Genomic DNA, 24,433 nt, shown 5'->3' on the forward strand with positions numbered 1-24,433 from the left:
TTTTCAGACAGGCATTCATCTTGCCATTACTTTTTGGCATAATGATTCTATATATAACGGATAAGAAAAACAGCTTTTCTGTTTCATGCCGAAGGCAGTTTCAATCCCTTGTCTGAGCAAGAGTAAGCTGGGAACCGATGCATATAACAAGAAAACAGAGCAGCGTTTTAGCAGAGAAGACGCCCGATAGAGCAATGCCTGATTTCCATGCTTTTGATTAAGAATCAACCGTTACCAATAAGGAAAAAACATGACCTACCACTATCCGCAAGACATTTACACCGAGCCAACCGTTTCTTCCGATACGCTCGCCAATCTTGGCCCGCTGGCGCCATTAGCCGGAAGTTGGGAAGGTACGTTTGGCATGGATACCAATCCCAAAGCCGACGGGCCGGAGCACGATGCTTATATCGAACGCATCCAAATGCAGCCGATTGACGCGCAAGCCAACGGCCCTCAACTTTTTTACGGCCTGCGCTATCATATCCATATTGTTCAGCCCGACGAAGTGGAAACCTTTCACGACCAAGTGGGTTATTGGCTATGGGAGCCGGCAACGGGTAATTTAATCCAAACCTTAACCATTCCGCGCGGGCAGGTTGTGATGGCAACCGGCCAAGTCGCGCCGGATGCCAAAACATTTACGGTTAAAGCCGTGCGCGGCTCCACCGTTAACGGGATTTGTTCCAATCCGTTTTTGGAGCAATCGTTCCGCACCGAAAGCTATACGTCAACCATAACCATCCATGATGACGGAACGTGGTCGTACGAGCAAACTACCATGCTGATTGTGCCCGATTATAAAGAGCCTTTCCCGCATACCGACCATAATACGCTGCATCGAATCGGTGAACCTGTGCTTAACCCGACGGCACAGGCAGAAAAATAAGCAATACAGGCACCATTACAGCTACTTTTAAAATACTGTGATTTAAGCCGTAAGGCAGCAAAAAATGGAGGCTAATGGTTTTGAAGGGTCGGCATGCAATAGAGGTGGATGATGCACGCTGCTGAAAACCGCAATATCTGCCCTGTATAAAGAGGAAGATAAATGCCTGTCTGAAATATTTTCAGACAGGCATTTTATTGCTTTTGCAGTTTGTCGGATTTAACCGTGCAGCGCACGTTTATCCGCGGCCAAAGCCGCTTCGTGCAACACCTCAGATAAAGTGGGGTGAGCATGGACGATGCGGGCGATGTCCTCACTGGATGCCTTGAATTCCAAACCGACCACGCCTTCGGCGACTAGCTCGCTAACCATCGAGCCTATCATGTGCACGCCCAGAATACGGTCGGTTTTGGCATCGGCAAGAATTTTAACGGTACCTTTGGCTTTGCCCAAGCCGAGTGCACGACCATTGGCGGCGAAGCCGGACGTTCCTTTTTTATATTCGATGCCTTCCGCTTTGAGCTGTTCTTCCGTTTTGCCTACCCAAGCGATTTCGGGGTCGGTGTAAATCACAAAAGGAATGGTATTGAAATCCAAATGCGGTTTCTGCCCGGCAATGCGCTCGGCAACGGCTACGCCTTCGTCACTGGCTTTATGAGCCAGCATCGGGCCGCGCACAACATCGCCGATGGCCCACACGTTGGGCAGGTTGGTGCGGCATTCGTCGTCTACTTGAATAAAACCGCGTTCGTCTTTTTTCAGGCCGATGGCTTCTGCATTGAGGCCTTCCGTATTCGGAATGCGGCCGATGGAAACAATCAGTTTGTCAAACGTTTCGGTTTTGGCTTCGCCCTTGGCGGTTTCATAGTGAATGGTAACGCCTTTTTTATTGTTTTTGATTTCGCCGATTTTGACGCCAAGCTGGATATCCAGGCCTTGCTCTTTAGTGAAATATTTCAGCGCTTCCTTGGCGATTTGTTGGTCGGCCGAAGCCAAGAAGGTGGGCAAGGCTTCCAGAATGGTTACTTCGGAGCCGACGCGTTTCCAAACCGAGCCCATTTCCAAACCGATTACGCCTGCGCCGATGATGCCGAGTTTTTTGGGCACTTGGGTCAGATTCAGCGCGCCTTCGTTGTCCAGCACATTAATATTGTCGATGGCGGTTTGCGGAAGCGGGCGCGGTACGGAGCCGGTAGCGACAATCACGGTTTTGGCTTCGATTAAACTTTTTTCGCCTTTGTTGTCGACTTCGATTTGATACAGATCGCCGTTTTTACCTTTAAACGAACCTTTGCCGTGCAGACTTTCGACTTGGTTTTTTTTGAATAGAAACGCAATACCGCCGGTGAGCTTGCTCACGATGCCGTCTTTGCGCTCAATCATTTTGGTCGCGTCGAATTTGATATTGTCTACGCTGATGCCATGCTCGGCGAAATCATGCTGGGCGGCGTGATAATGTTCGCTGGATTGAAGCAGGGCTTTGGAAGGAATGCAGCCGACATTCAGGCAGGTGCCGCCGAGCGCGGGCGCATCGCCGGCTTTGTTCACGCCCGCATCAATACAAGCCGTTTTAAAACCGAGCTGGGCGGCGCGGATAGCGGCAACATAACCGCCGGGGCCGGCACCAATTACAACTACGTCATATTGAGACATGGTTTATCCTTTGTGATGTTCATGTTGAAGCTGGATTGCAGCCTGTCATGTAATTTGAATTTAAAAATAGGGAAGCATAACGGATGGTTTCGTTTCCATAATCCGTTTTAAGAAAGAAAGCGCCAATGGGTGTCAACGGCAGGAATACGGGCTGTATTCGGTTGCTTCCTGACCTGAGATTCTCTTATGAATGCGGATAACGGCATTCGGATAAGTTTTGCATAGCGTATCGCGCATCGTCGGGATGCCTGCTTCGTTAGATGCGAGCTCTACTTTTTTATTTAAAACTTTGCCTTTGGTGGTGTAGGCGGTCAGTACGTAGTTACTTGAAGTAGAACATGCGCCCAATACCAATACGGATAACAATAAAGCGGCATATTTCATGGCTTCCCTCTGCTTGTGAAAGGTTTCAGACAGGCATTGATAAGGCGGTATGCCTGTCTGAAAACGGTTGGTTTACAAATCCAATAACAAACGTGCCGGATCTTCCAGCAAATCTTTAATGGTAACCAATGTCAGCACGGCTTCACGGCCATCAATGATACGGTGGTCGTAGGAGAGTGCCAGATACATCATTGGGCGCACGACAACTTGGCCGTTTTCCACTACGGCACGTTCTTTTGTCGCGTGCATGCCCAGAATGGCCGATTGGGGCGGGTTGATGATGGGAGTAGACATCATGGAACCGAAGGTGCCGCCGTTGGTAATGCTGAAGGTGCCGCCGGTTAAATCTTCAATAGCGATTTTGCCGTCTTTGGCTTTAACCGCGTAATCGACGATTGCTCTTTCGATGTCGGCAATACTCATCTGATCGGCATCGCGTAGAATCGGCACAACCAAACCACGCGGGCTGCCGATGGCAATGCCGATGTCGAAGTAGCCGTGATAAACGATGTCTTTGCCGTCAACCGAAGCATTCACAACCGGGAATTTTTTCAACGCAGCCACAGCGGCTTTTACAAAGAAAGACATAAAGCCGAGTTTTACGCCATGCTCTTTCTCGAATTTTTCTTTGTATTTGTTGCGCAAATCCATAACTGGCTTCATGTTGACTTCATTGAAGGTGGTTAGGATGGCGTTTTCTTGTTGCGATGCCAGCAAGCGTTCGGCTACGCGCGCGCGCAGGCGGCTCATCGGAACGCGTTGTTCCGGGCGGCCGCCCAAGGGCAGGGGAGCCGCAGGTACAGCAGATGCGCGGGAGGCTGTGGCGGACGCTGCGTTTTGCACGTCTCCTTTCAAAACGCGACCGTCTCTTCCCGAGCCTTGTACGCTGCTGATATCCACGCCTTTTTCAGCAGCCAATTTGGCAGCGGCAGGCATGGCGACGCCGGATTGCGTGTTTGAAGCCGGTGCGGTTGCCGGTGCGGCGGGCGCTGCTTCGGCTGCGGGGGCAGCCGTGGCAGATGCAGCGGCTTCGGTATCGATTTTAGCCAGAACTTGCTGCGTTTCAACGGTTTCGCCGTCTTGAACAATAATTTCAACCAATACGCCAGCTTGGGGCGCAGGCACTTCCAGCACCACTTTATCGGTTTCAATGTCTACTAAAACTTCGTCGCGGGCAACAGATTCACCTACTTTTTTATGCCATGCCAGCAAAGTACCTTCAGTAATGCTTTCGGCAAATACAGGAACATTTACTTCAACAATCATTTTTTTCTCCGGTTTGGTGTGTGCCTGTCTGAAAAAATTCAGTGTGTTCAGACAGGCATTTGTGGTTTGGTCAATTTAAATTCAAAGCATCGTCAACCAGTTGTTTCAACTGGGCAACGTGTTTGCTCATATAGCCTACGGCAGGTGAAGCACTGGTCGGACGACCGGCATAACCGAGTTTTTGCGATTCGCCCAACACCCTTTCGATACGATGGCGCAGTTGGTGGAACGCACCTTGGTTGCGCGGTTCTTCTTGAGTCCAGAACACTTCTTTGGCATTCGGATATTTGGCCAATTCGGCTCGAACCTCGTCGTAAGGGAAAGGATAGAGCTGCTCGACTCGAACGATGGCAACTTCATCGGTGAGTTTCCGCTCTTCGCGCGCCGAAGCCAAGTCGTAATACACCTGACCGGCACACAAGAGAACGCGTTTTACGCTGCCGTTATCGGGGCGGTCAATCACATCGCCGATAACCGGCCGGAAAGTGGTGCCTTCGGTAAAGTTTTCCAGCGGGCTCATGGAGTCTTTAAAACGCAGGAGGCGTTTCGACATAAAGATAGCCAAGGGTTTGCGATACGCGCGCAACGTTTGCCGGCGCAGAATGTGGAACATTTGCGAGGCTTCGGAAGGCATGATGATTTGCATGTTTTCTTCGGAGCACAACTGCAACCAGCGTTCCAAACGAGCGGAGGAATGCTCGGGGCCTTGGCCGTCGTAACCGTGCGGCAGGATGGTGGTCAAGCCGCATAAGCGACCCCATTTGGTCTCGCCGGAAGAAACGAATTGGTCGATAACCACCTGAGCGCCATTGGCAAAATCGCCGAACTGAGCTTCCCAGATAACCAGTTTGTCGGGAGCGGAGCAAGCGTAGCCATATTCATAAGCCATAACGGCTTCTTCGTTCAGAATTGAATCGATGACCAGAAAGTTCGCTTGGTTTTCACTCATATTACGCAGCGGAATATAAGCCCCCGCATCCGATTTTTCACGTTTCTGATCGTGCAATACCGCATGGCGGTGGGAGAAGGTGCCGCGGCCGGAATCCTCACCGGAAATTCTTACCCCGATGCCGTTGGTCACCATGCTGGCGTAAGCAATGGTTTCGGCCATGCCCCAGTCGATAGGTTGTTCCCCTGCAGCCATGGCTTTGCGCGCTTCGATAACGCGTTTTGCCGTGTTGTGTAACGTGAAGTTTTCCGGCACCTCGGTAAATTTGTCGGCCAGGCGCTTGATGTCGGCGGCGGGCAGGCCGCTCTCGGTTTTTTCGCGCCAGTCTTTGCTTTGGTATTTCGACCAATCTACACGGTGCTTGCTTTCGTAATCAGTCAAGCGGGTTTGCTCGACGTGTTCGCCTTTATCCAACGCATCGCGGTAAGCTTGAATATAACCGTCGGCCTCTTGCTGAGTGACCACGCCTTCTGCAATCAATTTATCCGCATACAAAGCGCGCGTGCCCGGATGCTGAGCTACTTTTTTATACATCATGGGCTGGGTCAATGTCGGATCGTCGCCTTCGTTGTGGCCGAGTTTGCGATAGCAAACCAAATCGATGACCACGTCTTTTTTGAATTGTTTGCGGTAATCCAGAGCGGCTTGCACAACAAAGCAGACCGCTTCGGGATCATCACCGTTAACGTGGAAAATCGGCGCTTCCACCATTTTCGCAATATCGGTGCAGTATACTGTCGAGCGTACGTCGCGCGTATCGGAAGTGGTAAAGCCGATTTGGTTGTTGATAACGAGATGGATGGTTCCGCCGGTGGTATAGCCGCGCGTTTTGGACAGGTTGAATGTTGCTTGGTTTACGCCCAAGCCGATGAAAGCAGAATCACCGTGGATTAAAACGGGTAAAACCTGATCTTGCCCCGCATCGCCGCGGCGGCGCTGTTTGGCGCGAACCGAACCTTCAACAACAGGATTCACGATTTCCAAGTGGGAAGGGTTGAAAGCAAGCGTTACGTGCATGGCACCGTTGGGTGTGGCAATATCGGAGCTGAAACCCATATGATATTTCACGTCGCCGCTGGGCAAGGTGGCGGCGACTTTTCCTTCAAATTCTGCAAATAGATTACTGGGCTGTTTGCCTAGTGTGTTAACTAACACATTCAGACGGCCGCGGTGTGCCATCCCGATAACCACTTCTTCCACGCCGTCTTTGCCGGCGTTTTGAATCAAATAATTCAACCCTGCAATCGAACTTTCGCCACCTTCGACCGAGAAGCGTTTCTGTCCCACATATTTGGTATGCAGGTAGCGCTCCATGGTTTCTGCGGCAGTGATTTGTTTCAGGATATAGCGTTTTTGCTCTTTATCGAACGAAGGCGTAGACAAAGAACCTTCAAAATAATTGCGAATCCAACGGCGTTCGTCGGTGTTGGCGATATACATGTATTCGATGCCGATATGCCCGCAATAAGTTTGTTTCAATTTGCTGACAATATCCGACAAGGTCATTTTGTCGTCGCCGGAAAAATCGCCTTCTCCTACGCTGAAACGAACCGCCATGTCCGTATCGCTCAGGCCGTGGAATTTCGGATCCAGCGCATCGATATTGCGGGGCGGCATCCGTTTGAGCGGATCAAGCTGGGCAGCGCCTATGCCTTGGATGCGATAGGCAGACATCAATCTCAATACGCCTACTTGTTTTTTCAGCATATTTTCGTCTAAGCCGCCGGAGATGGCCGCCGTTGCTTTGTGTTTTGCCAGATTGGCAAAAGATTCCTGAATCGGACGGTGGGCAACGTCACGTTCGACTGCGCCGGGTTGGGCGGCCAATTGAGTGAAGTATTGCTTCCAATGGTCATCAACGGAGTTGGGATCATTAAGATAGTTCTCGTACAATTCCTCAATATAGGGAGCGTTGGAACCAAACAGATATGAGAGGCTTTGTCGTTCTTCCATCATGGCTATATCTTTGTCTTAAAAGTGAAAAAAGTAGAATATTTCTGATTCCGCCCTATTTTTTGATAGTCGGAATACAGTTTCATATTCTACTCCTGATATATCATTTTGATAATGTATTTCTTCGAGTTTTCAGACAGGCATCAGCATAAGTAAAAGCCTGTCTGAAAATACGTTGGGAAAATGAATCAGCGTTTGTTTAATGGAACAAAATCTCGGCGGTCGGCACCGGTATAAAGTTGGCGAGGACGGCCGATTTTTTGGCTCGGATCGCTAATCATTTCATGCCAGTGGGAAATCCAGCCAACCGTGCGGGCCAGCGCGAAAACAACGGTAAACATCGATACCGGAATGCCCAGAGCGGATAGAACGATGCCGGAATAGAAATCAACGTTCGGATAAAGTTTGCGCTCAATGAAGAAAGGATCGTTCAGTGCGATTTTCTCCAATTCCATCGCCAACTTGAATTTCGGGTCGTTTTCCAAACCGAGTTCTTTCAACACTTCGTAGCAGGTTTCGCGCATGATATTCGCACGCGGATCCATGTTGCGGTATACGCGGTGACCGAAGCCCATCAAACGGTATTTGCGCTCTTTCACGCCTTCCATAAATGCGGCTACGTTTGAAACGTCGCCGATTTCATCCAGCATTTTCAACACGGCTTCGTTGGCGCCGCCGTGTGCGGGGCCCCACAAACAGGCAATACCGGCGGCAATACAGGCAAACGGATTGGCGCCTGAAGAACCGGCCAAACGCACGGTGGAGGTAGAAGCGTTTTGTTCGTGGTCGGCATGCAGGATGAAGATGCGATCCAATGCTTTGACAAGCGTCGGGTTGGGCGTATAGGGTGCACAAGGCGTAGCAAACATCATGTGCATGAAGTTGGCGGTGTAGGACAAGTCATTGCGCGGATAATTGAAAGGCAAACCATTTGAATAACGGTAGCACATTGCCGCAATGGTCGGGATTTTAGAAATCAAGCGGTAAATCGCAATTTGACGATGTTCCGGATCGGCAATTTCCAGGCTGTCTTGATAAAACGCAGACAAAGCGCCCACAACACCGACCATCATGGCCATCGGATGCGCATCGCGACGGAAGCCGCGGAAGAACCAAGTGAGCTGCTCGTGAACCATGGTGTGTTTGGTTACGGTGCTTACGAATTGTTCTTTTTCTTTTTCGGTAGGTAGTTCGCCGTAGATCAGAAGATAACAGGTTTCTAGATAATCGCTATGTTCGGCGAGTTGTTCGATAGGATAGCCGCGATAATACAACTGGCCTTTTTCGCCGTCGATGAAGGTGATTTTAGATTCGCAGCTTGCAGTCGATACGAAACCCGGGTCAAACGTAAACATGCCGGAACCTTTGGTGAAGGTTCGGATATCGACGACATCGTTGCCCAGAGTACCTTTCAAAACAGGTAGTTCTAGGTTTTCTTTGCCTTCAATTTGCACTTTAACGGTTTTAGACATCTCTTCACTCCTTTATTCTTATGTTCAAATTTTGGTTTAAGCCTCAGAAAAAGCCGTTAAGCATTTCTGATTTTTTCCAGTAGCGGTTTGAAATCATCGCGTTCGGCTTGCTCTTTCTGATTGACCAAGGCCAAGAATTCTTGGTCTGGCAAATCTAAAATGGCAATAAACACGGCAATTTCCTGATCGCTTAAATGCTGGAATTCTGTTGCCATAAAACGCTCAAGCAGGATATCCAGCTCAAGCAGTCCGCGGCGTGTCAGGAAGCGGATGCGCCTTTTCGCTGCTTCGTCAAAAGCGACCATATTCAGACAGCCCGTTTTAACATGATTTCTTTAATCTTACCGATGGCGCGTGTCGGGTTCAGATGCTTCGGACAAACGTCTACGCAGTTCATAATCGTATGGCAGCGGAACAATCGGTAAGGGTCGTTTAGGTTGTCTAAACGCTCGTTGGTAATCGTATCGCGGCTGTCGGCAATGAAACGGTATGCGTTGAGCAGACCGGATGGGCCGACGAATTTATCCGGATTCCACCAGAAAGACGGGCATGCGGTTGAGCAGCAAGCGCAGAGGATGCATTCGTACAAGCCGTCTAGTTCTTTGCGGTCTTCCTGCGACTGTATGCGCTCACGCTCTGGCGGCGGCGTATCGTTGACCACATAGGGTTTGATTGAGTGATACTGTTTGAAAAATTGCGTCATATCCACAATCAAATCACGGATAACGGGCAGGCCGGGCAGCGGGCGCAGAGTAATCGGCTGTTGCAGGCTGCGAATGTCGGTCAGGCATGCCAAACCGTTTTTGCCGTTGATATTCATGCCGTCGGAACCGCAAATGCCTTCACGACAGGAACGTCTGAATGAAAAGCTGTCGTCCTGCGCTTTGATTTTGACCATCGCATCCAAGAGCTTGACATCGGTCGGTTCAATTTCTATTTCATAGTCTTTCATGTACGGCTTGGCATCCACATCGGGATTGTAGCGATACACTTTGAAACGTAGTTTTTCCATTTTTTCTGTTCCTTAGTAAACGCGTTTGGCCGGCTCGATATAGTCTACGGTCAATGGTTTGGTGTGAACCGGTTTGTAGTGCAGGCTGTTGTCTGCAGAATAAAACAGGGAGTGTTTCATCCAGTTGATATCGTCACGTTCCGGATGATCGTCTGAAGCGTGTGCTCCGCGCGATTCTTTTCGTGCTTCCGCAGAGATCAGAGTGGCTTTGGCAACTTCCATCAGATTATCCAGCTCCAACGCTTCGATGCGGGCTGTATTCCAGACTTGGCTCTTGTCTTTGATTTCCGTGTTTTTGCTGCGGTTGTACAGCGCCAAAACCTTATCCACTCCTTCTTTCAGAATGGCGTCGGTACGGAATACTCCGGCGTGTAATTGCACGGTGCGTTGCAATTCACGGCGCAATTCATCAACATTTTCTCCGCCGGTTTGCGTATTCAAACGTTCGAGGCGTTCTCGGGTGAAGTCACCCGCATTTTCAGGCAGGCTTTTCCAGCCGGATTGCTGTTTGATGTATTCAATCATGCTGTCGCCGGCCGATTTGCCGAATACGACCAAGTCTAATAAAGAATTGGTACCTAAACGGTTGGCGCCGTGTACTGAAGCACAGGCGCATTCGCCGGCGGCATACAAACCGTTGACGACGGTTTCGGCCCCTTTATTACCGGGAACCACCACTTCTCCTAAGTAATTGGTCGGGATGCCGCCCATCATGTAGTGCGTGGTAGGTACGACGGGAATCGGATCTTTAATCGGGTCGATGCCGGCAAATTGGATGGAGATTTCCCGAATGCCGGGTAATTTCTCCATGATTTTTTCGGCACCGATGTGATCGATTTTCAGCAATACGTGGTCTTTGTTTTTTCCGCAGCCGCGACCTTCGTAAATCTCCATTGCCATAGCGCGGGAAACCACGTCTCGAGATGCCAAGTCTTTTACTGTCGGGGCATACCGCTCCATAAAACGTTCGCCGTCGCAGTTCAGCAGAATTCCGCCCTCGCCGCGTACGCCTTCGGTAATCAATACGCCGGCACCGGCCACACCGGTAGGGTGGAATTGCCAGAATTCCATATCTTCCAGCGGGATGCCGGCGCGGGCACAAATACCCAGGCCGTCGCCGGTATTCATAAATGCGTTGGTAGAGGAGGCATAGATACGGCCGCCGCCGCCGGTTGCAAACAACACGGCTTTGGCATGGAAAATATAAATGTCGCCACTTTCCATTTCCATGACGGTTACGCCGACTACATCGCCGTTTTCGTTGCGAATCAGGTCGAGTGCCGTCCACTCTACGAAGAATTGTGTGTTGGCGCGCACATTTTGTTGATACAGAGTATGCAACATGGCATGGCCGGTGCGGTCTGCAACGGCGCAAGCGCGCTCTACGGCTCTCTTGCCGTGTTCTGCGGTGTGGCCGCCAAAGGGGCGTTGGTAAATTTTGCCGCTTTCTACGCGGTCGAAAGGCATGCCCATGTGTTCCAACTCGATAACCGCTTCCGGTGCGCGACGGCACATAAATTCGATGGCGTCTTGGTCGCCCAGCCAATCGGAACCTTTTACAGTGTCGTACATATGCCAATCCCAGCGGTCTTCCTGCACGTTGCCTAACGATGCGGAAATGCCGCCCTGTGCGGCAACTGTATGGGAACGGGTGGGGAATACTTTGGATAAAACGGCGGTATTCAGGCCGGCTTTGGAAAGTTGGAGGGCAGCTCGTAAACCGGCACCGCCGCCACCTACGATTACTGCGTCAAATTTGCGTACAGGAAAAGTCATCATTAACCCCAAATCACTTTAATTGAATAAATGGCACAACCGATCAGCCAGACGATGGTGGCCGATTGTAGGAACAGGCGCAGACCGAATGGTTTGATATAGTCCATCCAAAGGTCGCGGATGCCTACCCATGCGTGTAAAAATACGGCGATGAAGGTGGTTTGGGTGAAGACTTTAACCCATGTTTTGGCGAAAAACTGTTGCCATTCGGTGTAATCTTGCGCACCGAACATGCTTAACAGGAAAAAGAAAAAAATGAAGGTGTATATCAGCATCACGACAGCGGTAATACGCTGCATCGCCCAATCGCGCAGGCCATAATGCGCTCCGGCCAGTTTGCGGTTTACCATAGCGCGACTCCTAACACGAGAGCCGAGACAATGCCCGCATAAAGCACGATACGGGCGGTTTTGCGGGCAGTTTGGAGTTCCAGACCTTTATGAGCGTCTAAAAGCAGGAAGCGTATTCCGGCAAACAGATGATGCATCAAGGCCCATAAGATACCGATTAAAGCCAGTTTTACTAAAAAATGACTGGTAAAGGATTTATAGGTTTCAAAGGTTTCGTTGCTGCTTAGCGAGCCGTTGAGCAAGGTTAGTAAAACGGGCAGCATGATGAATAGGATGACGCCGCTGATTCGATGCAAAATCGAAACGATTCCCGGAATGGGCAGTTTTATCTGCTGCAAATCCAGAAATACAGGTCGTTTTTTGGTCTGCATTTCAATTCCTCTTTATTTTAATTCTCATCAAAACATACTCAAAACCACGCAGTTTGAAGTCAACCGAAAAATTACAGCAAACTACGTTGAAGCATAATTTACCTTGTTTGGTTGAGATTGTGTAGTCTTTTTTGATAAATAATTGATGAAATTTACCATCTGCATTAAAAAATTAATGATATTGGTTTGCTAGCGAATAAAAAAACTTTAACAGGCATAATTGTTTACAATTTTTTGATGTATTCAAGGTGCATTGGCATCAGTGTGGCTTGAATACATTATTTTTATTTTCGATTGAATAAGGTGGAAGTTGGAGGAAGGAGTGGGGTATAGGGTGTTTTATTAAAAATTAAATTACAACTTCCTACAATTGTTGGTATGATAGAACCGTTGTGAAAATGGTCGTATCCGATTTGCGGCCTGTTTTTTTGGATCTGTTACAGAGCTGTTGGCGATCATTTTCCGCTCTGGTAATTTTCAAGTACAGGCAGGTTTGAATGCCGAATAAGCACCTTGGTCGTTAAGATTTAAGATTGATGATTTTGACTGTGTGTTCAAGGTGGAAACAAACTACATTCTCAGGAGAGTTTTAAGTATGAAAAAACCCGTTCGTGTAGCCGTTACCGGCGCAGCAGGTCAAATTGGTTATAGTTTGCTATTCCGTATTGCAAGCGGAGAAATGCTGGGTAAAGACCAGCCGGTTATTTTGCAATTGTTGGATCTGCCTCAGGCGCAAAATGCCGTAAAAGGCGTGATGATGGAGTTGCAGGATTGCGCGTTTCCGCTGCTGGCGGGAATGGTTGCTTCGGATAATCCTGAAGTGGCTTTTAAAGATGCGGATGTTGCCATTTTGGTGGGTGCGCGCCCGAGAAGCAAAGGCATGGAGCGTGCCGATTTGCTGCAGGCCAATGCTGAAATCTTTACGGTGCAGGGTGCGGCTTTGAATAAAGTGGCCAGCAGGGATGTGAAGGTGCTGGTTGTGGGCAATCCGGCCAATACCAATGCTTATATCGCAATGAAATCGGCGCCCGACTTGCCGGCTAAAAACTTTACTTCGATGATGCGCCTGGATCATAATCGTGCGGCCAGCCAGATTGCGGAGAAAACAGGCAAGTCTGTTCAGCAGATTGAGAAGCTTTGTGTTTGGGGCAACCATTCTCCAACCATGTATGCCGATTACCGGTTCGCTACGATTGACGGCCAAAGCGTGAAAGACTTGATTAATGATCAGGTTTGGAATGAGGAAGTCTTCCTGCCGACGGTTGGTAAGCGCGGTGCGGCGATTATTGAGGCGCGGGGATTGTCTTCCGCGGCATCCGCGGCCAATGCAGCCATCGACCATGTGCGCGATTGGGTTTTGGGTACGAATGGTAAATGGGTGACTATGGGCGTTCCTTCCGATGGTTCGTACGGTATTCCCGAAGGCACTTTGTTCGGCTTTCCGGTAACGTGTGAAAACGGCGAATATCAGATTATCAAAGGCCTGGATATTGATGCGTTCAGCCAAGAGCGGATTAACAAAACGCTGAACGAGCTGGAAGAGGAAAAAGCGGGCGTGGCGCATTTGCTGTAAAGTCGGCTTTTGATTGTTACGTTTGAATGAACGAATGCCTGTCTGAATGTTTCAGACAGGCATTCGTTTTGAAATACAGATTGCTTACCTTAAGGCGTGCCGCCAATTTCGATCTTGTTGGTTTTCTTTGAGGCTTTTCTCGAAATCTTCCAGCATGTCCAGCTCGAAACGGCTGAATCCGGCGCGTTCCCGTGCTTCGATGTTTACATATCCTCGGAAAATAAACATGTCGAAACGCGATAGCAAACGGCGGAATAAAGGTAAAGGCTCTAAACCGCGCATCCGGCAGAGCCACATATACCAGTGGTTGCCGATTTGTACATGGCCTACTTCGTCCCGATAGATGATGTCTAACACCGCACAGGTTTCTTCATCGTTGCGTTGAGCTACTTTGGCTCGTATGGCCGGTGTGACGTCCAAGCCGCGAGCTTCCAGCACCCTGGGCACCAAGGCCATGCGTAAAAGCGGATCGAAAGCGGTTTTGTATGCCATGTCCCATAAATGACCGTGTGCTTCAAAATCGCCGTAATCATAGCCGTATGAGCGCAACCGTTGTCGCATCAGGGTAAAGTGGTGCGCTTCTTCTTCGGCCACTTTCAGCCAGTCGCCGGTAAATGATTTGGGCAACGTACGGAAGCGATATGCTGCATCAAGTGCGAGATTGATGGCGTTGAATTCGATATGGCAAATGGCATGCAACATGGCGGCATAGCCTTCCGGCGTATTCATTTTGCGCTGTGCGACGGCTGACGGCGGCACTAAATCGGGTTTGGCAGGGTGGCCGGCCAGACGGAAATCAACGGGTGCTTGATCCGGCAACGCATCCAATGCTCCGTTGCGCCAATCTTTGGCAGCTTGTTGCGTTAAGCGGCATTTTTGTGTCGGATCGGTGGCAGTGAGTGCGGCAAAAAGGTGAGGGTAGATGCTTTTCATGCGGGCATTATACGCCGATTGGCCAAGCTGCTTGATTGTTGCATTTAGCATAGGTAAACAGGCATTAAATTCAAGTTAAACCTGCTTTTATTGCCGCTTGAATTTGCAGGGATTTTATTTTGACCCCTGTCTTTACAATTAAACTATGCCTGTCTGAAAGCCTCCAAATGCTTGTAAATTCCGTGCAATCCCTTAAGATTAGGCCGGAAAGATAACAAATCATGCTAATGATGAAAGGATCACACATGAAAAAACTTTATGCTGTTGCGGTCATGATTACACTGGGCATGGGCACTGCTCACGCCGGTGGAATAGATGCCTTGAAGCAATTTAATAACGATGCCGACGGCATCAGCGGCAGCTTCAGCCAAACCGTAAAAAGTAAAAAGAAAAACCAAACTGCCAGCGGGGTTTTTCAAATCCGCCGCCCCGGTTTGTTTCGCTGGGAATACACCAAGCCATACAAGCAAACCATTGTAGGCGACGGCAAAACCATCTGGCTGTATGATGTTGACCTGAAACAGGTGACCAAATCAGACCAAAGCCAAACCATTGGCGACAGCCCCGCCGCCATTTTGGCTAATAAAACCGCGCTGGAAAGCAGCTATACGTTAAAAGAAGACGGTAGCACGGGCGGTATTGATTATGTGTTGGCAACGCCCAAGAAAAACAATGCGGGCTATCAATATATCCGCATTGGTTTCAAAGGCAGTGCGCTGAGCACCATGCAGCTCAAAGACAGCTTCGGCAACCAAACGGATATTCAGTTTAGCAATTTGAATAATAAGCCCGTATTTTCCGGCAACACATTCCGTTTTACGCCGCCTAAGGGTGTAGATGTATTGAGCAACTAAGCGGGTTTGCCCAACAAATGCCTGTCTGAAAACGATTCAGACAGGCATTTTGGTTTATAATCGTGGCTTCTTATTTCGCTCTGAAAATACGCCCCTTTTCATGAAAACCGTAGAAAAAAACGTATTGGTTCTGCATTCGGCCGAGCAAATGTTCGACTTGGTCGACCGTGCCGAAGATTACCCCGAATTTCTGCCTTGGTATGGCAAAACCGAAATTATTTCGCGTGAAGGCAACGAATTGAAAGCCCGCCTGTTTATGGATTACAAAGGCGTCAAGCAATCTTTTGCTACGCATAACCGCAATACCCCCGGCCGTGAAATCCAAATGGATTTACTGGAAGGGCCGTTTAAAACCCTTCACGGCACATGGAAATTCATTCCTTTGGGCGACGACGCCTGTAAAATCGAATTCAAACTGCAATATGACTTTTCCAACCCCGTATTATCCGCGCTGATAAGCCCGGTGTTCCATCATTTGAGCGGCAAGCTCGTCGATGCCTTTGTTCAGGAAGCCAACCGCCGTTATGGATGAAATTAATGTCGAGGTTGTTTACGGAACGGCCAACAAGCAGCATTTGCAATGTTTGCGTGTGCCATCGGGAACCACTGCGCGGCAGGCGGTTTTACAAAGTGGCATGACTGAACTGTTTCCACAGGCGGATTTGCTCAATGCGCCGCTGGGTATTTTCGGCAAGGCCGTGAAAGACGATACGGTTTTGCGTGACAAAGATCGGGTGGAAATTTACCGGCCTCTGCTGCTCGACCCTAAAGAAGCGCGGCGTTTGAGAGCAGCACAAAAAGCATCGGAAACCGAAAATTAAACCGCCCTGACAGGAAAAAAAACGATGACCATCAAGATGATTGCCGGTTTGGGTAACCCCGGTAAAGAATACGAACAAACCCGCCATAATGCAGGTTTCTGGCTGCTTGACGAGCTGGCTTGGCATTGGAAGGTTCAATTTAAAGAAGAAAAGAAATATTTCGGCGAAATAGCCCGCGTCAATTTGCCTGAAATCGGCGAGGTATGGCTGATTAAACCGAATACATTTATGAATTTGTCCGGCAAAGCCGTCGGTGCATTGGCGCAATTTTTCAAAATCAAGCCGGAAGAGATTTTGGTGGTGCATGATGAATTGGATATCCCTTGCGGCCGCATCCGTTTTAAACTTGGCGGTGGCAACGGCGGGCATAATGGTTTGAAAGATATTCAAGCTAAGCTGGGAACGCCGAATTTTTACCGTTTGCGCTTGGGTATCGACCATCCCGGAGATCGTAATTTGGTCATCGGTTATGTGTTGAACAAACCTGCCAGCCAAGAGCGGCAGCTGATTGATGAGGCCATCCGAAAATCCATTCAAGGATTGCCGCTGATTATGTCGGGGAATATGGAAGAGGCCGTACGCTTTTTGCATAGCGGAGCATAACAGCCGGTGTCACAAAATTCGGCGTTTATTTAAAAATACTGAATGCCTGTCTGAAATGGTTCAGACAGGCATTCTATTAATCTGCTTTATCTATTTAATCGTCAAATAAGCCGTTTAGCGAAGATGATTTTTTATAATAGGGTAATCGGATATGAACACGGAAAATCGTTGCCGTTTGTTCGGTTTTGGCTGCTGCTTCGTTATCGTACATCAGCGCCAAACGTTCCCTTAAGTTTCTCAATGCCATCGAATTGCCTTTGTGCGGTTTGACATTCAACTCGCTGTCTTGCGGGATATAAGGGTTTTCGATAGTGATGTAAATCCAGCGGTTTTTCAATTCGGTAATGACATTGATGCAGCCGGGGCGGTGAGTGGATTCGATGCCGTGAAATACGGCATTTTCCAGCAGCGGTTGCAGCAATAAGTGGGGTGTTTCTGCGTCGTCGGGCGCGTTGTGGTGCCACATAACCTGCACGCGGGTCGGGCCCATGCGGATTTGTTCAATCGCCATATATTCCTGTGCCCATTCGATTTCTTGGCCTAGTGTGCTGCTCTGGCTGCCATCGCGCAGCTGAGCGCGGAACAGATTGGCCAGATTTTCGAGTAAGGTTTCTGCATCATAAGGCCGCAACCGAATCAGGCTGATTGCCGCATTCAAGCTGTTGAATAAAAAATGCGGGCGGATGCGAGCCGTTAGTGCGGTTAAACGGGCTTCTGCCAATGCGGGCTGCAAGGACTGGCGGCGATTGGCTTCATAAAACATCAGGCCGAACACGACTATATTGAATTGACAGAAGTGAATCCAGAAATAGGCACGCTCTTCCAGTAGCAAATAATTGATGACCACAAAAATCGCGACATTACTCAGATAGGATATGGCCACTTCCTTTTCACGCTGCAATTTGCTGCTGTATGAGTGCATCAGGTAGCCCTTGACCAAAATCGCCAGTAATGTCGGGGCAACCCAGTGTACCGAAATTAAAACCTGTTCTAAATAAGGCTGGTATGAAACCGTAACTAAAGGTAAAAATAAAACAATGGCGCCGATAATTAGAATGATGCGGGCTTGCGAGCCCAGGTTCCTCATGTTGGGTACTGCGAATTTAGAAAGAAAGTGACGTATAATGTTGGGCATGAGTTTGGCAGTCTTGCTTTGTAACGTTTCTTTAAATAATGAATAATTATGGAAGTAAAAATGAATGATAACAAAACTTGGTCGGGTCGTTTTAATGAACCTGTGTCAGAATTAGTAAAAAAATATACCGGCTCGATTGATTTTGACAAAAGGCTCGCCAAATGGGATATCCAAGGCTCTTTGGCTCATGCCGAGATGCTTCGTCAGGCCGGTATGCTCAGCGACGATGATGTATCCAACATACAACAAGGCATGGCGGAAATAGGGCGGGAAATCGAATCCGGCACAATGCCTTGGTCGCTTGATCTCGAAGACGTTCATATGAATATAGAACGCCGTCTTACCGATAAAATCGGTGATGCGGGCAAACGCCTGCATACGGGGCGCAGCCGCAATGACCAAGTGGCAACCGACATCCGTTTATGGTTGCGCGATGAAATCGGCGCAATCCGCTTGCTGATTCAGGCGTTGCAATCGGCTCTGGTGGATTTGGCCGAAAAACATGCCGAGACAGTCATGCCGGGTTTCACTCATCTGCAGGTCGCCCAGCCGGTTAGTTTCGGTCATCATATGCTGGCTTATGTGGAAATGCTGGGGCGGGATGACGAACGTATGGCGGATTGCTGTAAACGGGTTAATCGGATGCCGTTGGGTGCTGCGGCACTGGCCGGTACAACCTATCCTGTTCGGCGCGAGACAACGGCCGAATTGCTGGGTTTTGAGCAAATTTGCCAAAATTCGCTGGATGCGGTGTCGGACCGTGATTTTGCGATTGAATTCACTGCCGCTGCATCTTTGGTTATGGTGCATCTGAGCCGTTTGAGCGAAGAATTGATTTTGTGGATCAGCCCGCGTTTCGGTTTTATCGATATTGCAGACCGTTTCTGCACGGGTTCTTCTATTATGCCGCAAAAGAAAAATCCGGACGTGCCGGAGTTGGTGCGTGGTAAAGCAGGCCGGGTTGTCGGCCATCTTACTGGTTTGATTATGCTTATGAAGTCACAACCGTTGGCTTATAACAAGGATAATCAGGAAGATAAAGAGCCTTTGTTTGATACCGTTGATACCTTGGTTGATACGTTGCGGATTTATGCGGACATGGTTCGCGGTATTATTGTTAAGCCGGAAAATATGCGGGCTGCAGTGATGCAGGGTTTTGCAACAGCAACCGACTTGGCGGATTATCTGGTGAAAAAAGGCATGCCGTTCCGCGACAGTCATGAAGTGGTTGCGCAGGCGGTGCGTTATGCCGATGAGGAAAAAGTTGATTTGAGCGGGTTGCCGCTGGATGTGCTGCAACGTTTTTCCGATTTGATTGAACAAGATGTTTACGAGGTGCTCACACCGGAGGGAAGTATGAATGCGCGCAATCATTTAGGCGGCACCGCGCCTGAGCAAGTTCGCTTGCAGGTTGAGCGTTGGAAGCAGCGGTTGGCAGAGGGTTGATATGCCTGTCTGAAAAAAAACACCGCCGGTTATTTTGTAACCAGCGGTGTTTTTTTTCAGATAGGCATTAGCGACGCAATAACTTATCTGTTGCTTGCTGTGCCATGATTTTAATGTCTTCGGTCAAGTAAGATTTCATTTGCGAGTAAACCAATGCGATAACGGCGATGTCGTCGGTAAACCCTAATGGGCCGAGCAAGTCGGGGATACTGTCGATCGGGCTGAAAAAATAAATCAGTGCGCCGACAATAATCAGCTTGGCCCGTTTGGGTACATTCGGCGATTTGTAGAGAAAATACAAAGCATAAAGCTGCCTGACGGCAGGTGCACCCAGCCGAACGGCCACACGTGCGATTTTCTTTAGAAATCCGGGTTCGTCAAGTTTGCGGCGGCGGAACGAGGGAATATAATCTTCCGGTTTTTTATTATGATCCATGTGCAGTCCTTTAACGTGTGGTTGGTAGTATTGTTTTCTTAAAATGGCATTATCTATTTCAAATTTCAAGCGGCTATGCCAGATTTATAAAAACTTCACATGCGGTAACAATAATGCCTGTCTGAAAAAATGTTCAGACAGGCATTGTTTGATTTGATGTGGTAAGCTAAAGCGCTTTATTCACCTACGCATTCTTTGCATTCGCTATGCTGCTCACCGATTTTCAGCTTGCTCATCACATCGCGTAATGCGGTGCGCAGGCCTTCTTCGATAACGGGATGGTAAAACGGCATGTCCAGCATTTGCGGAATGGTCATTTTAGCCTGATGCGCCCATGCCAAGAGGTGGGCAATATGTTCTGCTGCGGGGCCGACCATTTCTGCGCCGATGAAGCGACCGGTTCCTTGCTCGGCATAGACGCGCATATGGCCTTTGTTAACCAGCATAACGCGGCTGCGGCCTTGGTTGCGGAAGGATACTTCGCCGATGGCAACGCATTCCGGATTTTTATAGCGGTCGGCCAATTGAGCGAACTTTAATCCGATGCTGGCAATCTGCGGGCTGGTGAAAACAACGCCGATTGCGCTGCGGCGCAGGCCGTTTTCCAGATTGGGATAACGTCCGGCATTGTCACCGGCGATTTTGCCTTGGTCGCTGGCTTCGTGCAACAGAGGCAGCTGATTGGAAGCGTCACCCGCGATGAAGATATGGGGGATGCTGGTTTGCATGGTCAGCGGGTGGGCTTTGGGCACGCCGCGGTTGTCCAACTCGATATTCAGGTTTTCCAAGCCGATATTGTCAACGTTCGGGCGACGGCCTACGGCGCTGAGCAGATATTGAGCGGTAAAAGTGCCGCTCTCGTTGCCTTCGCTCCATTTTACTTCTACATTGCCTTCGGGATTAAGCGCGACTTCGGTTTTGGCATCCAGATTCATGGTCAGCTCTTCGCTGAAAACCTTTTTCGCTTCTTCCAATACGACAGGGTCGGAAATACCGCCCAGCAGACCGCCGATACCGAAAATGTGTACTTTCACGCCTAAACGGTGCAGCGCTTGGCCCAGTTCCAGACCAATCACGCCGGGGCCGAATACGGCAACGCTTTCGGGCAGTGTATCCCATGAGAATACATCGTCGTTAATGATCAGCCGGTCGCCCAGGGCTTGCCATTGGGGGAATACGATGGGGCGTGAGCCGGTGGCGATAACGACACGGTCGGCTTTGATTTGGGTATGGTCGTCGATTTGAACGGTGTGCTCGTCGATAAATTTGGCGGAACCCATGAGTCGTTTGTCGGCAGGCCACGCTTCGACATCTTCAACAACGAAGCCGACAAAACGGTCGCGTTCTGATTTGACCCGGTTCATAACCGCTTTGCCGTCTACTTTAACGCTTTTTTTGTCCAGTGAAATGCCGAAAGGATCGGTGTGCAAGGCGTGGTAACGGGTTTCGGCAGCGGCAATCAGTAATTTGGAAGGCATGCAACCGACACGCGCACAAGTGGTGCCGTAGACGTTGCTTTCAATTAGGTAAACGTTGTCGGTATGCAGACGGGCATTGCGGAATGCGCCCATGCCGGCGGTTCCGCCGCCGATAACGACAACATCGGCTTGAATCTGTTTCATAAATTTCCTTTCGGGAACGCGTGCTTTCAACAGGGAGCTTGAAACGTGAATGCCTGTCTGAAAGGCGGTTTCGTTAAAATAAAAAAAGTGTGTGTGTTTGGGCTTGCTTGCCATAGGCGGGCAAGCTTCGGGATTGTTTTTTATTTGAATAAGGGCTGCAATTGAGCAGCCCTTCATTGGATTAATGCGGTTTTCAGACCGGATTATTTAGCCAGATAAGCTTCCAACTCTTCGCTGCCGCCGATGTATTTGCCGCCGATGAATACTTGAGGAGCGGAAGTTTTACCGGTAATGGCGCGTACTGAAGTGGTAGTAGCGTCTTTGCCCAAAACGATTTCTTCGTAATCCAAGCCTTTTTCTTGCAGCAATTGTTTTGCTTTGGCGCAGAAAGAGCAGCCGGGTTTGGTGAAGATGGAAATGGATTCTTGGCTTTTCCAGTTCGGATCGATGTATTTCAGCATGGTATCGGCATCGGATACTTCGAAGGGGTCGCCTTCTTTTTCCGGCTCGATAAACATTTTTTCGATTTTGCCGTCTTTAACCAGCATGGAATAGCGCCATGAACGGTCGCCGAAGCCCAGTTGGTCTTTGGATACCAGCATGCCCATGCCTTTGGTGAAATCACCGTTGCCGTCGGGTACGACAATGATGTTTTCCGCTTCTTGGTCGGCCAACCATGCGTTCATAACGAAAGTATCGTTTACGGATACGCACAAAATGCTGTCTACGCCGCGAGCGTAAAATTCTTTAGCCAATTCGTTGTAACGCGGCAGGTGGGTGGAAGAGCAAGTCGGGGTGAAGGCGCCGGGCAGTGAGAATACGGCTACAGTTTTGCCTTTGAACAAGTCGTCGGTAGAAACGTCGACCCAAGCATCACCTTTGCGAGTGTGGAATACAACGCTTGGTACTTGTTGGCCGCTGCGATCTTGAAATGCCATTTGATACTCCTTTGATATATCGGGTTTAAGGGATTGGAAAAAATTGATGCGCCATTATAAGAGGCTGGCCGGCATCGGGTAATTTATAGTTCAAATAGTCTTTATTATAAAAAACTATTCCTCGCCAGCCGGTTGTTATAAAGTTGCAAACCGGTTGAGGTGTTGAGATATATTAGGCTGCGCAGATACGCTTCAAGCCGGTTTACAATGATTTACAGAGTAGTCTGAAACGGAGCGTTTCAGACAGGCATCGGTGCGTCTTCGTTTACTTTTTCGCCGATATAACATTCGGCTTGGTCTTTTAAGGCGAAGCGGTCTTGATCCGGTTGGCTATCGGGCAGGATAGGGGGGGCGAAGTCTGCTGTAATCAGAATTTCGGGCATGGCAAGTATCTGCCATATCGATTTAACCAGATTGACATTTGCATAGGATGGGACGGTGGTGCGCTGGCCGGAAGGGTCGTAATAGCGCAGTGCGATGGCTTGTATCGGAGCGTTGGCCTGAATGGCGGATTCGAATAGCGCGGCTTTGAACGGCAGGATGCCGGTGCCGAGCGAAGTGCCGGCTTCGGGGAAGAAGCAGACGTTTTGCCCTGCGTTCAGCGAGGTTGCAATTGCGGTGTTGATGGGGTCGATGTTTTTGCGGTTTTTGCGGTCGATGAACACGGTGCCGGCATTGGTAGCGATTTTGCCGAGCAGCGGCCACGATTGCATTTCTTTTTTGGCGATGAAACTGCTCGGGCAGAGTGAGCCGATGGCAAAAATATCCAGCCATGAAACATGGTTGGATACCACCAGCATGTTGTGTTCGCAGGTTTGGGGCGGGGTGCGGACGTATAGTTTGGCGTTTAGGATGGCGAGCGCTTGGCTGCTAATGTCGTGGATAATGCGGTTGCGTGTTTCCTGATTGGCGGATTCCGGCCGGGTCAGCAGCCGGCCTTGGCCGACAATCAGTACGCAGATGCGCCATAGGCGTTTAATTCTTTGTAAGAACGGTGTTTTTTTATAAGGCATTTGCTTGGATGTGTTTGGTAAAAGGTGCGATTATAAGGAGGCAAGCGGGCTTTGTAGAGAGGGTTTCCTAATTTTAACCATTTATCCTAATCGGCGGGAATCGTATTGATGCTGCTGATGTTTTCAGACAGGCATTATGCTTGTCTGAAATCATTTTTGGCAATTCGGGCAATAGAAGGTGCCGCGTTGACCGATAACGGTTTTGACAATGGGGGTGCCGCATTGGCGGCAGGGTTGGTTGTGGCGACCGTAAACGGCGTATTCTTGTTGGAAATAGCCGCTGTTGCCTTCGCTGTCGACGAAATCGCGCAAGGTGCTGCCGCCGGTGTCGATGGCGCGCTGCAAAACCGCTTTGATGTGGCGGCAGAGCTTCTCGGCTTCTTTTCGGTTTACCTTATTGGCGGTGCGCTCGGGCGATATGGCGGCGCGAAACAGGCTTTCGTTGGCGTAAATGTTGCCAACGCCGACCACCAGCGCGTTATCCATAATGGCCAGTTTGACGGCGCATTTGCGTTTTTGCAGGGCATGGTGGAGATAATCGGCGTTGAAGTTTTCAGTGAGTGGTTCGGGCCCGAGTTTTGCCAGCAGGGGATGGTGTTCGGCGGCGCCGGCAAACCAGAGCAGCGTGCCGAAGCGTCGCGGGTCATGATAACGGAGGAGGGTGCCGTCGTGAAAAAGAATGTCGACATGGTCGTGTTTGCCGGCATCCGGCGCGGCATCGCGGGTAAAGATGCGCAGGCTGCCCGACATGCCCAGATGAATCAGTAAAATGCCTGTCTGAAAATAAACCAGCAGGTATTTGGCGCGGCGTTCGCAGCGGATAACGGTTTGGCCGTTTAGGGTGTCGGCCAGATGTTCGGGTATCGGCCAGCGCAGCTTGGGTTGGTGGACGGAGGTTTGGACAACGGTTTTACCGCTGATGTGCGGCGATATGCCGCGCAGGGTGGTTTCTACTTCGGGTAATTCGGGCATGGCGGGTTGGGA

General features: G+C 49.6%; 24 protein-coding genes. 7 read left to right on the plus strand and 17 right to left on the minus strand.

What is annotated here, in order from left to right:
• The first annotated feature begins 250 nt into the window (after window positions 1-250).
• A complete protein-coding gene (locus Q4A84_RS02455) occupies window positions 251-889 on the plus strand; it encodes an FABP family protein (protein ID WP_303087338.1) in 639 nt (212 codons plus the stop codon).
• Between the two features lie 219 nt (window positions 890-1,108).
• Here the strand turns inward: Q4A84_RS02455 and lpdA are convergent, their stop codons facing one another.
• The 10 genes from lpdA to sdhC form a co-directional block, all read right to left on the minus strand.
• A complete protein-coding gene (gene lpdA, locus Q4A84_RS02460) occupies window positions 1,109-2,542 on the minus strand; it encodes a dihydrolipoyl dehydrogenase (protein ID WP_303087339.1) in 1,434 nt (477 codons plus the stop codon).
• A gap of 132 nt (window positions 2,543-2,674) precedes the next feature.
• On the minus strand, window positions 2,675-2,926 hold the full coding sequence (locus tag Q4A84_RS02465) for a hypothetical protein (protein ID WP_303087340.1): 252 nt from the start codon (window positions 2,924-2,926) through the stop codon (window positions 2,675-2,677).
• A 72-nt stretch (window positions 2,927-2,998) separates the two neighbouring features.
• Complete coding sequence (odhB, locus tag Q4A84_RS02470; protein WP_303087341.1) at window positions 2,999-4,192, minus strand: 2-oxoglutarate dehydrogenase complex dihydrolipoyllysine-residue succinyltransferase; 1,194 nt, start codon at window positions 4,190-4,192, stop codon at window positions 2,999-3,001.
• 70 nt (window positions 4,193-4,262) lie between these two features.
• The gene (locus Q4A84_RS02475; protein ID WP_303087342.1) at window positions 4,263-7,097 is read right to left on the minus strand and encodes a 2-oxoglutarate dehydrogenase E1 component; all 2,835 of its coding nucleotides are present in this window, start codon (window positions 7,095-7,097) and stop codon (window positions 4,263-4,265) included.
• 185 nt (window positions 7,098-7,282) lie between these two features.
• Window positions 7,283-8,566 (minus strand): citrate synthase, encoded by a 1,284-nt coding sequence (gene gltA, locus Q4A84_RS02480; RefSeq protein WP_303087343.1) that lies wholly within the window; start codon window positions 8,564-8,566, stop codon window positions 7,283-7,285.
• Between the two features lie 56 nt (window positions 8,567-8,622).
• Window positions 8,623-8,871: a succinate dehydrogenase assembly factor 2 gene (locus tag Q4A84_RS02485; protein WP_303087344.1), complete on the minus strand. Its 249-nt coding sequence runs from the start codon at window positions 8,869-8,871 to the stop codon at window positions 8,623-8,625.
• Between the two features lie 2 nt (window positions 8,872-8,873).
• On the minus strand, window positions 8,874-9,578 hold the full coding sequence (locus Q4A84_RS02490) for a succinate dehydrogenase iron-sulfur subunit (RefSeq protein ID WP_303087345.1): 705 nt from the start codon (window positions 9,576-9,578) through the stop codon (window positions 8,874-8,876).
• Window positions 9,579-9,590: 12 nt separating this feature from the next.
• Window positions 9,591-11,354 (minus strand): succinate dehydrogenase flavoprotein subunit, encoded by a 1,764-nt coding sequence (gene sdhA / locus Q4A84_RS02495; RefSeq protein WP_303087374.1) that lies wholly within the window; start codon window positions 11,352-11,354, stop codon window positions 9,591-9,593.
• A gap of 2 nt (window positions 11,355-11,356) precedes the next feature.
• Window positions 11,357-11,704 carry a succinate dehydrogenase, hydrophobic membrane anchor protein gene (sdhD, locus tag Q4A84_RS02500; RefSeq protein WP_303087346.1) on the minus strand — a complete coding sequence of 116 codons (348 nt, stop codon included), beginning with the start codon at window positions 11,702-11,704 and terminating at the stop codon, window positions 11,357-11,359.
• A complete protein-coding gene (gene sdhC / locus Q4A84_RS02505; RefSeq protein WP_303087347.1) occupies window positions 11,698-12,075 on the minus strand; it encodes a succinate dehydrogenase, cytochrome b556 subunit in 378 nt (125 codons plus the stop codon). Before sdhC ends, sdhD begins: the two co-directional genes overlap by 7 nt.
• 595 nt (window positions 12,076-12,670) lie before the next feature.
• On the opposite strand from sdhC, the gene Q4A84_RS02510 reads away from it, so the two are divergent.
• Window positions 12,671-13,648 (plus strand): malate dehydrogenase, encoded by a 978-nt coding sequence (locus Q4A84_RS02510; RefSeq protein WP_303087348.1) that lies wholly within the window; start codon window positions 12,671-12,673, stop codon window positions 13,646-13,648.
• 84 nt (window positions 13,649-13,732) lie between these two features.
• Here the strand turns inward: Q4A84_RS02510 and Q4A84_RS02515 are convergent, their stop codons facing one another.
• Complete coding sequence (locus Q4A84_RS02515; RefSeq protein ID WP_303087375.1) at window positions 13,733-14,581, minus strand: ferritin-like domain-containing protein; 849 nt, start codon at window positions 14,579-14,581, stop codon at window positions 13,733-13,735.
• 227 nt (window positions 14,582-14,808) lie between these two features.
• Here Q4A84_RS02515 and lolA point away from each other — a divergent pair, with 227 nt between their 5' ends.
• The 4 genes from lolA (at window position 14,809) to pth (ending at window position 16,859) form a co-directional block, all read left to right on the plus strand.
• Window positions 14,809-15,435: an outer membrane lipoprotein chaperone LolA gene (lolA, locus tag Q4A84_RS02520; RefSeq protein WP_303087376.1), complete on the plus strand. Its 627-nt coding sequence runs from the start codon at window positions 14,809-14,811 to the stop codon at window positions 15,433-15,435.
• A 100-nt stretch (window positions 15,436-15,535) separates the two neighbouring features.
• Window positions 15,536-15,967, plus strand: a complete 432-nt coding sequence (locus Q4A84_RS02525; protein WP_303087349.1) for a type II toxin-antitoxin system RatA family toxin — start codon at window positions 15,536-15,538, stop codon at window positions 15,965-15,967.
• Window positions 15,960-16,256, plus strand: coding sequence for an RnfH family protein (locus Q4A84_RS02530; protein ID WP_303087350.1), 297 nt, complete (start codon window positions 15,960-15,962; stop codon window positions 16,254-16,256). Before Q4A84_RS02525 ends, Q4A84_RS02530 begins: the two co-directional genes overlap by 8 nt.
• 24 nt (window positions 16,257-16,280) lie before the next feature.
• Complete coding sequence (gene pth, locus Q4A84_RS02535; RefSeq protein WP_303087351.1) at window positions 16,281-16,859, plus strand: aminoacyl-tRNA hydrolase; 579 nt, start codon at window positions 16,281-16,283, stop codon at window positions 16,857-16,859.
• Window positions 16,860-16,953: 94 nt separating this feature from the next.
• Here the strand turns inward: pth and Q4A84_RS02540 are convergent, their stop codons facing one another.
• Window positions 16,954-17,994, minus strand: coding sequence for a sensor histidine kinase (locus Q4A84_RS02540; protein ID WP_303087352.1), 1,041 nt, complete (start codon window positions 17,992-17,994; stop codon window positions 16,954-16,956).
• Between the two features lie 60 nt (window positions 17,995-18,054).
• Between Q4A84_RS02540 and argH the strand changes: the two genes are divergently transcribed.
• The gene (gene argH / locus Q4A84_RS02545; protein ID WP_303087353.1) at window positions 18,055-19,440 is read left to right on the plus strand and encodes an argininosuccinate lyase; all 1,386 of its coding nucleotides are present in this window, start codon (window positions 18,055-18,057) and stop codon (window positions 19,438-19,440) included.
• Between the two features lie 67 nt (window positions 19,441-19,507).
• Here the strand turns inward: argH and Q4A84_RS02550 are convergent, their stop codons facing one another.
• The 5 genes from Q4A84_RS02550 to mutM form a co-directional block, all read right to left on the minus strand.
• Complete coding sequence (locus Q4A84_RS02550) at window positions 19,508-19,876, minus strand: YkvA family protein (RefSeq protein ID WP_303087354.1); 369 nt, start codon at window positions 19,874-19,876, stop codon at window positions 19,508-19,510.
• Window positions 19,877-20,052: 176 nt separating this feature from the next.
• Window positions 20,053-21,498, minus strand: a complete 1,446-nt coding sequence (locus Q4A84_RS02555) for a dihydrolipoyl dehydrogenase (protein WP_303087355.1) — start codon at window positions 21,496-21,498, stop codon at window positions 20,053-20,055.
• Window positions 21,499-21,701: 203 nt separating this feature from the next.
• Window positions 21,702-22,436, minus strand: a complete 735-nt coding sequence (locus Q4A84_RS02560) for a glutathione peroxidase (protein ID WP_303087356.1) — start codon at window positions 22,434-22,436, stop codon at window positions 21,702-21,704.
• Window positions 22,437-22,675: 239 nt separating this feature from the next.
• Window positions 22,676-23,449 (minus strand): 1-acylglycerol-3-phosphate O-acyltransferase, encoded by a 774-nt coding sequence (locus tag Q4A84_RS02565; RefSeq protein WP_303087357.1) that lies wholly within the window; start codon window positions 23,447-23,449, stop codon window positions 22,676-22,678.
• A gap of 150 nt (window positions 23,450-23,599) precedes the next feature.
• A complete protein-coding gene (gene mutM, locus Q4A84_RS02570; RefSeq protein WP_303087358.1) occupies window positions 23,600-24,421 on the minus strand; it encodes a bifunctional DNA-formamidopyrimidine glycosylase/DNA-(apurinic or apyrimidinic site) lyase in 822 nt (273 codons plus the stop codon).
• Window positions 24,422-24,433 lie beyond the last annotated feature (12 nt).

Source organism: Neisseria sp. (assembly GCF_030527965.1).
Taxonomy (GTDB): Bacteria; Pseudomonadota; Gammaproteobacteria; order Burkholderiales; family Neisseriaceae; genus Neisseria.

What these genes read in the sequence shown, in the direction of transcription:
- Q4A84_RS02455 (WP_303087338.1), top strand. Translation starts at nt 251, where the DNA reads ATGACCTACCACTATCCGCAAGACATTTACACCGAGCCAACCGTTTCT.
- lpdA (WP_303087339.1), bottom strand. Translation starts at nt 2,542, where the DNA reads ATGTCTCAATATGACGTAGTTGTAATTGGTGCCGGCCCCGGCGGTTAT.
- Q4A84_RS02465 (WP_303087340.1), bottom strand. Translation starts at nt 2,926, where the DNA reads ATGAAATATGCCGCTTTATTGTTATCCGTATTGGTATTGGGCGCATGT.
- odhB (WP_303087341.1), bottom strand. Translation starts at nt 4,192, where the DNA reads ATGATTGTTGAAGTAAATGTTCCTGTATTTGCCGAAAGCATTACTGAA.
- Q4A84_RS02475 (WP_303087342.1), bottom strand. Translation starts at nt 7,097, where the DNA reads ATGATGGAAGAACGACAAAGCCTCTCATATCTGTTTGGTTCCAACGCT.
- gltA (WP_303087343.1), bottom strand. Translation starts at nt 8,566, where the DNA reads ATGTCTAAAACCGTTAAAGTGCAAATTGAAGGCAAAGAAAACCTAGAA.
- Q4A84_RS02485 (WP_303087344.1), bottom strand. Translation starts at nt 8,871, where the DNA reads ATGGTCGCTTTTGACGAAGCAGCGAAAAGGCGCATCCGCTTCCTGACA.
- Q4A84_RS02490 (WP_303087345.1), bottom strand. Translation starts at nt 9,578, where the DNA reads ATGGAAAAACTACGTTTCAAAGTGTATCGCTACAATCCCGATGTGGAT.
- sdhA (WP_303087374.1), bottom strand. Translation starts at nt 11,354, where the DNA reads ATGACTTTTCCTGTACGCAAATTTGACGCAGTAATCGTAGGTGGCGGC.
- sdhD (WP_303087346.1), bottom strand. Translation starts at nt 11,704, where the DNA reads ATGGTAAACCGCAAACTGGCCGGAGCGCATTATGGCCTGCGCGATTGG.
- sdhC (WP_303087347.1), bottom strand. Translation starts at nt 12,075, where the DNA reads ATGCAGACCAAAAAACGACCTGTATTTCTGGATTTGCAGCAGATAAAA.
- Q4A84_RS02510 (WP_303087348.1), top strand. Translation starts at nt 12,671, where the DNA reads ATGAAAAAACCCGTTCGTGTAGCCGTTACCGGCGCAGCAGGTCAAATT.
- Q4A84_RS02515 (WP_303087375.1), bottom strand. Translation starts at nt 14,581, where the DNA reads ATGAAAAGCATCTACCCTCACCTTTTTGCCGCACTCACTGCCACCGAT.
- lolA (WP_303087376.1), top strand. Translation starts at nt 14,809, where the DNA reads ATGATGAAAGGATCACACATGAAAAAACTTTATGCTGTTGCGGTCATG.
- Q4A84_RS02525 (WP_303087349.1), top strand. Translation starts at nt 15,536, where the DNA reads ATGAAAACCGTAGAAAAAAACGTATTGGTTCTGCATTCGGCCGAGCAA.
- Q4A84_RS02530 (WP_303087350.1), top strand. Translation starts at nt 15,960, where the DNA reads ATGGATGAAATTAATGTCGAGGTTGTTTACGGAACGGCCAACAAGCAG.
- pth (WP_303087351.1), top strand. Translation starts at nt 16,281, where the DNA reads ATGACCATCAAGATGATTGCCGGTTTGGGTAACCCCGGTAAAGAATAC.
- Q4A84_RS02540 (WP_303087352.1), bottom strand. Translation starts at nt 17,994, where the DNA reads ATGCCCAACATTATACGTCACTTTCTTTCTAAATTCGCAGTACCCAAC.
- argH (WP_303087353.1), top strand. Translation starts at nt 18,055, where the DNA reads ATGAATGATAACAAAACTTGGTCGGGTCGTTTTAATGAACCTGTGTCA.
- Q4A84_RS02550 (WP_303087354.1), bottom strand. Translation starts at nt 19,876, where the DNA reads ATGGATCATAATAAAAAACCGGAAGATTATATTCCCTCGTTCCGCCGC.
- Q4A84_RS02555 (WP_303087355.1), bottom strand. Translation starts at nt 21,498, where the DNA reads ATGAAACAGATTCAAGCCGATGTTGTCGTTATCGGCGGCGGAACCGCC.
- Q4A84_RS02560 (WP_303087356.1), bottom strand. Translation starts at nt 22,436, where the DNA reads ATGGCATTTCAAGATCGCAGCGGCCAACAAGTACCAAGCGTTGTATTC.
- Q4A84_RS02565 (WP_303087357.1), bottom strand. Translation starts at nt 23,449, where the DNA reads ATGCCTTATAAAAAAACACCGTTCTTACAAAGAATTAAACGCCTATGG.
- mutM (WP_303087358.1), bottom strand. Translation starts at nt 24,421, where the DNA reads ATGCCCGAATTACCCGAAGTAGAAACCACCCTGCGCGGCATATCGCCG.